7 protein-coding genes are annotated in these 12316 nt (G+C 35.3%); all 7 read right to left on the bottom strand.

Features of this window, described 5'->3' with window-relative positions; genetic code table 11:
* Positions 1-153: 153 nt before the first annotated feature.
* Positions 154-1347: an elongation factor Tu gene (gene tuf / locus KQI89_RS08160; RefSeq protein ID WP_216456717.1), complete on the bottom strand. Its 1194-nt coding sequence runs from the start codon at positions 1345-1347 to the stop codon at positions 154-156.
* A gap of 44 nt (positions 1348-1391) precedes the next feature.
* Entirely contained in the window at positions 1392-3455 is a 2064-nt protein-coding gene (gene fusA / locus KQI89_RS08155) for an elongation factor G (RefSeq protein WP_216456721.1), read from the bottom strand.
* A gap of 90 nt (positions 3456-3545) precedes the next feature.
* The gene (rpsG, locus tag KQI89_RS08150) at positions 3546-4016 is read right to left on the bottom strand and encodes a 30S ribosomal protein S7 (protein ID WP_032120392.1); all 471 of its coding nucleotides are present in this window, start codon (positions 4014-4016) and stop codon (positions 3546-3548) included.
* A 144-nt stretch (positions 4017-4160) separates the two neighbouring features.
* The gene (gene rpsL / locus KQI89_RS08145; RefSeq protein ID WP_032120391.1) at positions 4161-4538 is read right to left on the bottom strand and encodes a 30S ribosomal protein S12; all 378 of its coding nucleotides are present in this window, start codon (positions 4536-4538) and stop codon (positions 4161-4163) included.
* Positions 4539-4601: 63 nt separating this feature from the next.
* A complete protein-coding gene (locus KQI89_RS08140; RefSeq protein WP_032120390.1) occupies positions 4602-4847 on the bottom strand; it encodes a ribosomal L7Ae/L30e/S12e/Gadd45 family protein in 246 nt (81 codons plus the stop codon).
* A gap of 163 nt (positions 4848-5010) precedes the next feature.
* Positions 5011-8547 carry a DNA-directed RNA polymerase subunit beta' gene (gene rpoC, locus KQI89_RS08135; RefSeq protein WP_216456720.1) on the bottom strand — a complete coding sequence of 1179 codons (3537 nt, stop codon included), beginning with the start codon at positions 8545-8547 and terminating at the stop codon, positions 5011-5013.
* Between the two features lie 20 nt (positions 8548-8567).
* Complete coding sequence (gene rpoB, locus KQI89_RS08130; protein WP_032120388.1) at positions 8568-12272, bottom strand: DNA-directed RNA polymerase subunit beta; 3705 nt, start codon at positions 12270-12272, stop codon at positions 8568-8570.
* Positions 12273-12316: the final 44 nt, after the last annotated feature.

Raw genomic sequence — 12316 nt, 5'->3', positions numbered from 1 at the left:
TCTACTAATTTATTTATAAAAAAATTTTTTAAACTTACTTTTAAAATTATATATTTATTTTTAAGTTAATGCAACAAAAATGGGTAAGATCTCGTCTTACCCATTTAATGTCAATCGATTGAATTTTTTATTTTAACTAATCTAAGCCTTTAATTATTCAACTATTTTAGTAACAACGCCTGAACCAACTGTTCTTCCGCCTTCTCTTATAGCGAATCTTAGTCCTTCGTCCATTGCTACTGGGTTTATTAATTCAACATTCATATCTATGTGATCCCCTGGCATTACCATTTCCATTCCGTCTGGTAATTTGATTGATCCTGTTACGTCTGTTGTTCTGAAATAGAATTGTGGTCTGTATCCATCAAAGAATGGTGTATGTCTTCCACCTTCTTCTTTCTTTAATACGTAAACTTGACCTACAAATTTCTTGTGTGGGTTTACGCTTCCTGGTTTTGCTAATACTTGACCTCTTTCGATTTCTGTTCTTTGTATTCCTCTTAATAATGCTCCTATATTGTCTCCTGCTTGTGCTTCATCTAGTAACTTTCTGAACATTTCTACTCCAGTTACTACTACTTTTCTCTTATCTTCTGATAGTCCGATTAATTCTACTTCGTCTCCTACATGTAAAATTCCTCTTTCTACTCTTCCTGTTGCAACTGTTCCTCTTCCTGTTATTGTAAATACATCTTCTACTGGCATTAAGAATGGTTTGTCAGTTGCTCTTTCTGGTGTTGGAATGTAGCTATCTACTGCATCCATTAAGTCTAATATCGGCTTAATTACTGCTTCATCTGTTGGATTTTCTAATGCTTTTAATGCTGATCCTGCGATTATTGGTGTATCGTCTCCTGGGAAGTTGTATTCGCTTAATAGCTCTCTTACTTCCATTTCAACTAACTCTAATAATTCTGCATCGTCTACCATATCTGCTTTATTTAAGAATACTACTATATAGTCAACACCAACTCTTGATGCTAGTAGTATATGTTCTCTTGTTTGTGGCATTGGACCGTCTGCTGCTGATACAACTAAGATCGCTCCATCCATTTGTGCTGCTCCTGTTATCATGTTCTTTACATAGTCAGCGTGTCCTGGGCAGTCAACGTGTGCATAGTGTCTGTTTTCTGTTTGGTACTCAACGTGAGAAGTATTGATTGTGATTCCTCTTTCCTTCTCTTCTGGTGCCTTATCTATTTCGTCATACTTAAATGCGTCTGCAAATCCCTTGTTTGCTAATACTGATGTTATTGCTGCTGTTAATGTTGTCTTACCGTGGTCTACGTGTCCTATTGTTCCAATATTAACGTGAGGTTTACTTCTTTCAAATTTTGCTTTTGACATTTATAATTTCCTCCTTACTATTAAAGCTCATATATTTATTTTAATTATTTATTTCCTACTATTTGTTCTTGTATGCTCTTTGGAGCTTGTTCATAATGGTCAAATTCCATACTATAAGTTCCTCTACCTTGTGTTCTTGATCTTAAGGTTGTTGCATATCCAAACATTTCTGAAAGGGGAACAAACGCTTTTATAACTTGCGCTCCACCTCTTGCTTCCATACCTTCTATTCTTCCTCTTCTAGAGTTTATATCTCCTATAACATCTCCCATGTATTCCTCTGGAACAACAACTTCAACTCTCATTGAAGGTTCAAGTAATACTGGGTCAGCTTTTGACATAGCATTTTTGAATGCCATAGATCCAGCTATCTTAAATGCCATTTCTGAAGAGTCAACATCGTGGTATGATCCATCAACTAGCTTAACTTTAAAGTTTATAACTGGGTATCCTGCTATAACACCACTATCAGATGCTTCTTTAATTCCGTTATCTACAGCTGGTATGTATTCTCTTGGGATAGCTCCCCCAACAATAGCATTTTCGAATTGATATTCTCCCTCATGCGGCATCATCTCAATCCAACAATGTCCATATTGTCCACGTCCACCTGATTGTCTAACGAATTTACCTTCAGCTTTAACAGCTTTTCTAATAGTTTCTTTATAAGCAACTTGTGGCTTACCAACATTACATTCAACCTTAAACTCTCTTTGAAGTCTATCTACTATAATTTCAAGGTGAAGCTCACCCATACCTTCTATAATAACCTGACCTGTTTCTTGATTAGTGTAAGTTCTGAATGTTGGATCTTCTTCTGCTAACTTAGCAAGAGCTATACCCATTTTTTCTTGACCTGCTTTTGTTTTAGGCTCAATAGCTACGTTTATAACTGGTTCAGGGAATTCCATGCTCTCAAGTATAATTGGAGCGCTATCATCACATAATGTGTCCCCTGTAGTCGTTTCTTTTAATCCAACTATGGCACCTAAATCTCCTGCACGTAATTCTTCAACTTCTTCTCTATGATTTGCGTGCATTTTAACAAGTCTTCCAACTCTTTCTTTCTTACCTTTTGTTGAGTTAAATACATATGTACCACTCTTCATTATTCCAGAATAGATTCTTGTAAATGCTAACCTTCCTACAAATGGGTCAGTTGCAATCTTAAATGCTAATGCAGACATAGGCTCTGCATCATCTGCTTTTCTTTCATCTTCTTCGTTAGTGTCCGGTGACATACCTTTTATTGCAGGTATATCTAATGGTGATGGCATGTATTCAACTGCTGCATCTATCATTTCTTGAACACCCTTATTCTTGTATGAAGAACCACAGATAACTGGAATTATTTCATTGGCAATAGTTCCTTTTCTTATAGCTACATGAATTTCTTCTTCAGTGATTTCTTCACCTTCCAAATACTTCATCATTAATTCTTCATCGCTTTCAGCAATAGCTTCAATCATTGCAGCTCTATATTCTTCTGCCTTTTCTTTTAATTCTGCTGGAATTTCACCTTCTTCTATTTCAGTTCCTAAATCATTCTTATGAACTATTCCAACCATTCTTATAAGGTCAACCATTCCAACGAACTCTGATTCTTGACCTATAGGAATTTGAATTGGCACTGCATTTGCTTTTAATCTATCTCTTATGGAGTTTACACAGTTATAAAAGTCTGCTCCAACGGCATCCATTTTATTAACATAAATCATTCTTGGTACTCCATACTTATCTGCCTGTCTCCAAACAGTTTCAGTTTGTGGTTCAACACCACTTTTAGCATCAAGAACTGTTACAGCTCCATCTAGAACTCTTAGTGATCTTTCAACCTCAACTGTAAAGTCTACGTGTCCTGGTGTATCTATTATGTTTATTGTGTAGCCTTTCCATTGACAGGTAGTCGCTGCTGAAGTAATTGTTATACCTCTCTCTTGCTCTTGAACCATCCAGTCCATTGTAGCTGCACCTTCGTGAGTTTCACCAATCTTATGTGTTTTTCCTGTGTAGAATAAAATACGCTCAGTAGTTGTAGTTTTACCTGCATCTATATGTGCCATTATTCCTATATTACGATATTTATCTAAAGGATTTTGTCTTGCCACTATTTTTTCCTCCTCTCAAGTATAATTTATACAAAATTAGTAATTAAAATTCGATAAAACTGTTTTGGCAAAAGCCAAAACAGTTTTATATTAGTATCTGTAATGAGCGAATGCTTTATTAGCTTCAGCCATTTTATGAGTATCTTCTCTCTTCTTAACAGCAGCTCCTGTGTTGTTAGAAGCATCGATTAGCTCATTAGCTAATCTTTCTCTCATGTACTTTTCTCCTCTTTTTCTAGAAGCAGCTAACATCCATCTTATTCCTAATGTCTGTCTTCTCTCTGGTCTTACTTCCATTGGTACTTGGTAAGTAGCTCCACCTATTCTTCTAGCTTTAACTTCTAATAATGGCATAACATTGTTCATAGCAGCTTCGAAAACCTCTAAAGCTTCTTTACCTGTTTTCTCTGCAATTATGTCAAATGCGTCGTAGCATATTTGTTGTGCTACTCCTTTTTTACCATCTATCATTATACTGTTTATGAACTTTGTAACAACTATACTGTTGTACAAAGGATCTGGTAAAACATCTCTTTTTCCTATATGTCCTTTTCTTGGCACTTTTCTTCCCTCCTTAACATGAATATTTAAGTTCATTGGTACTCGACTTTACGCCGTAAAGTGCTCTGCGCTCCGAAATCTATATAAACTTAGGTTTATAAATCTATTTAAACGACGAAGACATAGCACTATGATTTTGCAAAATTACTTTTGCTTTGGTTTCTTAGCACCATACTTTGACCTACTTTGCATTCTGTTAGCTACACCTGCTGAGTCTAATGCGCCTCTTACAATGTGGTATCTAACACCAGGAAGGTCCTTAACTCTTCCACCTCTGATTAAAACAACACTATGTTCTTGTAAATTATGTCCTATTCCTGGGATGTACGCAGATACTTCATAACCATTTGTCAATCTAACTCTGGCAATTTTTCTAAGCGCTGAGTTAGGTTTCTTTGGTGTAGTAGTTTTAACTACAGTACATACACCTCTTTTTTGAGGACAATTTTTAAGAGCTGGAGAATTAGATTTAGTTGCTACTGTCTTTCTGCCTTTTCTAACTAATTGGCTAATTGTTGGCATGTTTTCACCTCCTGAATTTTTAAAATAAATTTATTAATCTATTAAAATAAGATAATAGCTAAATTATTCTTCTTTTAGGATTAAAGTAGTTGCTGCACCCACTTCTATACCACACATCTTTCCCAGATGCTTCATGGTACTAACATATTCTATATCTATGTCTTTTTCTTTAGCCATGTCTACTATAGGGACAATAAGCTTTGAATCGGCATCTTTTGCTACATATAGCTTTAAACCTTTATCATCACTTAAAGCTTTTTTCACTTGTTTTATACCGACTACTTTCTTTCCTAAAAGTCTGTCTATCATGAGATTTACCTCCTTGAATTAAATTAAACCCGGAGCGAAGCTAAAGCTTCACCCCGCAAAACTCATGTAAACAAATTTAAAATTGATTTTTCAAAGTGTGATTATGATAAAATCACACAAATTGTATTTTATCATTTTCGTTATATGCTGTCAATAAAATTAATTAATCTTCTAAAGTATTAACAGCTTCTTTTTCTATTAGATCAACTTCTGTATTTAATCTTACTGATCTATATCTACTCATCCCTGTACCTGCTGGTATAAGTTTTCCTATGATTACATTTTCCTTTAATCCTAGCAATGGATCAATTTTTCCTTTTATTGCTGCATCAGTTAACACTCTTGTAGTTTCTTGGAAAGATGCTGCAGATAAGAAAGAATCAGTAGCTAAGGCTGCTTTAGTAATTCCAAGAAGTATTTTTTCACCTTTAGCTTCTTCCATTCCTAATTCTGTAACTCTTTCATTTTCTCCAATAAAATCAAACATATCTATCATAGTTCCTGGTAAAAGTTCTGTTTCCCCAGATTCTATTACTTTGATTTTTCTTGTCATCTGTCTTATTACAACTTCAAGGTGCTTATCGTTTATGTCAACCCCTTGTAATCTATAAACCTTTTGAACTTCAGATAAAAGATAACTTCTAACGCCTTCAACACCTTTAATTCTCATGATATCGTGTGGGTTTACAGAACCTTCTGTTATCTCATCCCCAGCTTCAATAAAGTCCCCATCGCTAACTTTTAATCTTGAACCAAATGGTATATCATAGCTAAATTCTTCACCTGATTCTGTGGTTATAAAAGCAACTCTCTTTTTCTTTGTTTCTTCAATTTTAACTGTACCAGGAACTTCTGTTACTATAGCTAATCCTTTTGGCTTTCTAGCTTCAAATAATTCTTCAACTCTAGGAAGACCTTGCGTTATATCTGCTCCAGCAACTCCACCTGTATGGAATGTTCTCATTGTAAGCTGTGTACCTGGTTCCCCTATAGACTGTGCTGCTATTATACCAACAGCTTCACCAATATTTATTCTTTGTCCTGTAGCCATGTTCATACCATAACATTTAGCACAAACACCAACCTTAGACTTACAAGTAAATACGGATCTTATCTTAACTTTTTTAATTCCCGTTTTTTGTACTCTTTCAGCTATTTCTGCGTTCATGTAGGAATCTTTTTCTACTATTACATTACCAGTTTCAGGATCCATAATATCCTCAGCTGAATATCTTCCTGTTAATCTCTCTTTTAATGGCTCTATTACTTCGCTTCCTTCTTTTATTTCTGCTACATAAATTCCTTCTGATGTTCCACAGTCCTCTTGTCTTACTATTACGTCCTGACTTACATCAACAAGTCTTCTTGTAAGGTATCCTGAGTCAGCTGTTTTTAACGCTGTATCTGCATTACCTTTTCTAGCTCCGTGGGTAGATATGAAGTATTCTAATACATCAAGTCCTTCCCTAAATGAAGCTTTAATTGGAAGCTCTATTATCTTTCCTGAAGGGTTCGCCATAAGTCCCCTCATACCGGCTAGCTGCTTAATCTGACTCTTAGAACCTCTCGCCCCTGAGTCAGCCATCATAAATATTGGATTAAATCTATCCAAGTTAGCCATAAGAGCATCTGCTACTTCTTCAGTAGTCTTAGTCCATTTATCTATAACTCTTTCATATCTTTCATCTTCAGATATGAAACCTCTTTTATACATTTTTTCTATCTTCTTTACAGTTTCTTCTGCTTCTTTAAGAAGTACTGACTTTTGTTCTGGAACAACCATATCAGATACAGAAACTGTAATAGCTCCAATAGTAGAATAATGATATCCTTTTGCTTTAATCTGATCTAACATTACAGATGTTTCAGTTGGACCATGTGTTGCATAACATTTATCTACTATCTTTCCAAGATTCTTTTTATCTACTAGGAAATCTACTTCCAATTTAAATATATTGTCCTTTAAAGATCTATCAACAAACCCTAAATCTTGTGGTATGGATTCATTAAATATTATCTTACCTACAGTGGTTTCAACTATTCCTTGTTGGATTTCTCCATTAATTTCCTTAGATAATCTAACCTTTATTTTAGCGTGTAAAGATATTTCTTTTAACTGATAAGCCATTATAGCTTCTTCTGGTGTTCCAAATAAATTTCCTTCACCTAACTCCCCATCTTTATCTAGGGTCAAGTAATATGAACCTAGTATCATATCCTGAGTAGGTACACAAACTGGCTTTCCATCTGAAGGTTTCAATATATTACCCGCTGCAAGCATTAAAAATCTTGCCTCTGCTTGAGCTTCCACTGAAAGTGGTACGTGAACCGCCATCTGATCTCCGTCAAAGTCAGCGTTATAAGCAGTACATACTAGTGGATGAAGCTTTATAGCTCTTCCCTCTACCAATACAGGTTGGAATGCTTGAATCCCTAATCTATGTAGTGTAGGAGCACGATTCAATAATACTGGATGGTCTGAAATAACTTCCTCTAACACATCCCATACTTGAGGCATTACTCTTTCCACCATTCTCTTTGCACTCTTTATGTTATGAGCTATACCATTTTCAACCAATTTTTTCATAACAAAAGGTTTGAAAAGCTCAAGAGCCATTTCCTTTGGTAAACCACATTGATACATTTTAAGTTCTGGTCCTACAACTATAACAGATCTTCCAGAGTAATCAACACGTTTTCCTAATAAGTTTTGTCTAAATCTACCTTGCTTTCCCTTTAGCATATCTGACAATGATTTTAAAGGTCTGTTTCCAGGACCTGTTACAGGTCTACCTCTTCTACCATTGTCTATCAAAGCATCTACCGCTTCTTGAAGCATTCTTTTTTCATTTCTTACTATTATATCCGGAGCCCCTAAATCCAATAGCTTTTTAAGTCTATTGTTTCTATTTATAACTCTTCTATATAAATCATTTAAATCAGAAGTTGCAAACCTTCCTCCATCTAATTGAACCATAGGCCTTAAATCTGGCGGTATAACAGGAATTACACCTATTATCATCCACTCAGGTTTATTTCCTGATTTTCTGAAAGACTCAATAACTTCAAGTCTTCTTATGATTCTAACTTTCTTTTGACCTGTGCTGTTTTTTAATTCTTCTTTTAAATCTACTGCTGATCTTTCTAAGTCAATCTCTTCTAGTAAATTTTTTACGGCTTCTGCTCCCATACCAGCAGTAAAACTCTCTTCACCATATTTGTCTACAGCTTCTCTATACTCTTTTTCATTAAGAAGTTGTTTCTTCAAAAGTGGAGTATCTTGAGGATCTAAAACCACATAAGAAGCAAAATATAGTATTTTTTCAAGGGATCTTGGAGACATATCCAGCATTAATCCCATACGTGAAGGTATTCCTTTAAAGTACCAAATGTGAGATACTGGGGCAGCTAATTCTATATGCCCCATCCTTTCACGTCTTACTTTAGATTTTGTAACCTCAACTCCACATCTGTCACAAACTATACCCTTATATCTTACTCTTTTATATTTACCACAATGGCATTCCCAGTCTTTCATAGGTCCAAATATTCTTTCACAGAACAAACCATCTCTTTCAGGTTTTAATGTTCTATAATTGATTGTTTCTGGTTTTTTAACTTCGCCTCTAGACCATTCCCTTATCTGTTCTGGAGAAGCTAGACCTATTTGCAAAGCATCAAAATTGTTTAATTCAACCAAGGGTAATCCTCCCTTCAAAATTAGTGTTCATCGCCAAAGTCATCTAATTCCAATTCTTTTTCAAAATCATCTAACGGCAACTCATCATAATCTATATCTATTTCTTCTTGTTCTTCTTCATTATTTTCAACATAGTCATCTTCTGGTTCTGCAGGTTGCACAACTTGTTCTGCACCTTCAATATTTACATCTAAATCTTCTTGTTCTTCTTCTACGGACTCTTTTAATTTAATTTCTTCATTTTCATCATTAAGAACTTTTACGTTTAAGCATAACGCTTGAAGTTCCTTTATAAGAACCTTAAAGGATTCTGGCACACCAGGTTCTGGTATGTTTTCACCTTTAACTATTGACTCATAAGTTTTAACTCTACCTACAACGTCATCAGACTTAACTGTCAATATTTCTTGAAGAGTGTGCGCTGCTCCATATGCTTCAAGAGCCCAAACTTCCATCTCTCCAAATCTTTGTCCGCCAAACTGAGCCTTTCCTCCTAAAGGTTGTTGTGTAACCAATGAGTAAGGTCCTGTTGATCTTGCGTGGATCTTATCGTCAACTAAGTGGGCAAGTTTTAATATATACATATATCCAACAGTTACCCTATTATCGAAAGGTTCTCCTGTTCTTCCATCATATAATACAGTTTTTCCATCTCCATTATATCCTGCTTTTATAAGATGTTCTTCTATGTCATATTCATTTGCTCCATCAAATACTGGAGTAGCTATATGCCATCCTAGCTTACTTGCTGCAAGACCTAAGTGAACTTCTAATACCTGACCTATATTCATACGTGAAGGAACCCCTAATGGGTTTAAGCATATTTGTAACGGTCTTCCATCTGGTAAGAAAGGCATATCTTCTTCTGGTAAAACTCTTGATATAACCCCTTTATTTCCATGACGACCCGCCATTTTATCTCCTACAGATATCTTTCTCTTTTGAGCTATATAGCATCTTACAAGTTGATTTACCCCTGGTGGCAATTCATCTCCGTTTTCTCTAGTAAACACTTTAACATCTACTATGATTCCTGCCTCCCCATGAGGAACTCTTAATGAAGTATCTCTTACTTCTCTTGCTTTCTCTCCAAATATAGCTCTAAGCAATCTCTCTTCTGCAGTCAACTCAGTTTCACCTTTTGGTGTAACTTTTCCTACAAGTATATCTCCAGATCTTACCTCTGCACCTATTCTTATAATTCCACGTTCATCTATGTCTTTTAATGCATCTTCACCTACGTTTGGTATGTCTCTTGTTATTTCTTCTGGCCCTAGCTTAGTATCTCTAGCTTCACATTCATATTCTTCTATATGAATAGAAGTAAACACATCGTCTCTTACCAACTGTTCAGAAATAAGCATAGCATCCTCATAGTTATACCCTTCCCATGTGATGAAGCCCATTCTTATATTTTTACCTAATGCAATTTCCCCTAAATCTGTAGAAGGTCCATCAGCTAATACTGCTCCCTTTGCTACATAATCACCTTTACTTACAATAGGTCTTTGATTTATGCAAGTACCTTGGTTGGATCTTTTAAATTTAAGCAATCTATATACATCCATACCACCATCAGAGTCTCGTTTAACCCTAACTTCACTTGCCCCTACATAAGCTACAGTTCCTGCATTCTTAGCCTTAGGAAGAACCCCTGAGTCTACTGCTGCTTTATATTCGATACCTGTTCCAACTATCGGAGCTTGAGGTTTCAATAAAGGTACAGCCTGACGTTGCATGTTAGATCCCATAAGCGCACGGCTGGCATCATCATTTTCAAGGAAAGGTATCATAGCTGTAGCAACAGATACTATCTGCCTTGGGGATACGTCCATTAAATCAACATCTTCATAAGGTACAACTAAAATATCTTCTTTTGTTCTTACTGTTACCCTATCATCTAAGAACTTATTATTTTCATCTAAAGGCTCATTGGCTTGAGCTACTAGATAATGATCTTCTTCGTCTGCTGTATAGTATCTGATTTCACCTGTTACTATACCAGTCTTTTTATCTACCACCCTATATGGCGTTTCTATAAACCCGTATTCATTAACTCTAGCATAAGTAGCTAAAGAGTTTATAAGTCCTATATTCGGTCCTTCTGGCGTTTCTATAGGACACATTCTTCCATAATGGGAATGGTGAACGTCTCTTACTTCAAATCCAGCTCTTTCTCTAGATAAACCACCTGGTCCAAGTGCTGAAAGTCTTCTCTTATGAGTAAGTTCAGAAAGTGGATTGGTTTGATCCATGAACTGTGAAAGCTGTGAACTACCAAAGAATTCTTTTATAGCTGCAGCTACTGGTCTTATATTTATAAGAACCTGAGGAGTTATCCCTTCTTGGTCCTGTATTGTCATTCTTTCTTTTACTACTCTTTCCATTCTAGAAAGACCTATTCTGAATTGGTTTTGTAGCAATTCTCCAACTGATCTTAATCTTCTGTTTCCTAAGTGATCTATATCATCCACATAACCCACAACATACAAAAGACCTATTTCATAGTTTATAGTTGCATATATATCATCCTTGATTATATGTTTTGGTATAAGCCTATGTATATTTTTTTTGATTTCTTCTTTTATAGCGGACTCTTCTGTATAATTGCTAAGTATTTCTCTTAAAGTTGGATAATGCACAAATTCCCTTATGTTTAAATCATCTATATCGAAAGGTAGATGTTTGCGTATATTGACAAAGTTATTTCCTACAATCCTTACTATTCTATCATCAATAACTATGTCTACTGAATTTATTCCGCTATCTTGTATATCAATAGCTTTCTCTCTATCTATTTTCTCTCCCTTTTGAACAAATATTTCACCAGTTTCAGGGTGAATTATATCAGCTCCTGCTATTTGGTTAGTAATCCTTAAATTTAAAGCCAATTTCTTATTAAATTTATACCTACCAACCTTTGATAAATCATAACGCTTAGCGTCAAAAAACAATGAATCTATTAAACTCATTGCACTATCTACTGTAGGAGGTTCTCCTGGTCTTAATCTTTTATATATCTCTAATAGGGCTTCTTCCCTTGTTTTAGTATTATCTTTTTCTATAGTAGCTTTTAATCTTTCATCTTCACCGAAATAATCCATTATCTCTTGGTCACTTGCAAAGCCCATAGCCCTAGCAAGAATAGTAATTGGTAGCTTTCTTGTCTTGTCTATTCTTACATATATTACATCATTTGAGTCTGTTTCATATTCTAGCCATGCCCCTCTGTTAGGTATTACTGTGGAAGAAAATAATTTCTTTCCATTTTTATCCAGTGACTGACTATAATACACACCCGGTGATCTTACTAATTGGCTTACAATTACTCTTTCAGCACCGTTTATAATAAAAGTTCCCTGTTCAGTCATTAATGGGAAATCTCCCATAAATACTTCTTGTTCTTTAAGTTCACCAGTTTCCTTATTTTGAAGTCTAACCTTAACTTTTAGTGGTGCTGCATAAGTTGCATCTCTTTCTTTACATTCTTCTACAGAATACTTGATATTATCCATATCAAGTTTATACCCAACAAATTCAAGTACAAGATTTCCTGTATAGTTTGCTATTGGATTTATGTCATCAAATACTTCTTGAAGTCCTTCATCCAAAAACCATTGGTAGGAATCTAACTGTACCTCGATTAAGTTAGGCATCTCTGCCACATCTTTGACTCTTGCAAAGCTCATTCTTGTTCTTTTCCCGACTTGGACAGGATGTACCATTAGCTTTTCACCCCTTGTATAAACTAAAATAACCAAAAACAAAC

Source organism: Clostridium simiarum, assembly GCF_018919175.1.
GTDB lineage: Bacteria > Bacillota > Clostridia > Clostridiales > Clostridiaceae > Clostridium_L > Clostridium_L simiarum.
The sequence above is the reverse complement of the archived record's forward strand: the minus strand, read 5'-3'. Positions and strand labels throughout refer to the sequence as shown.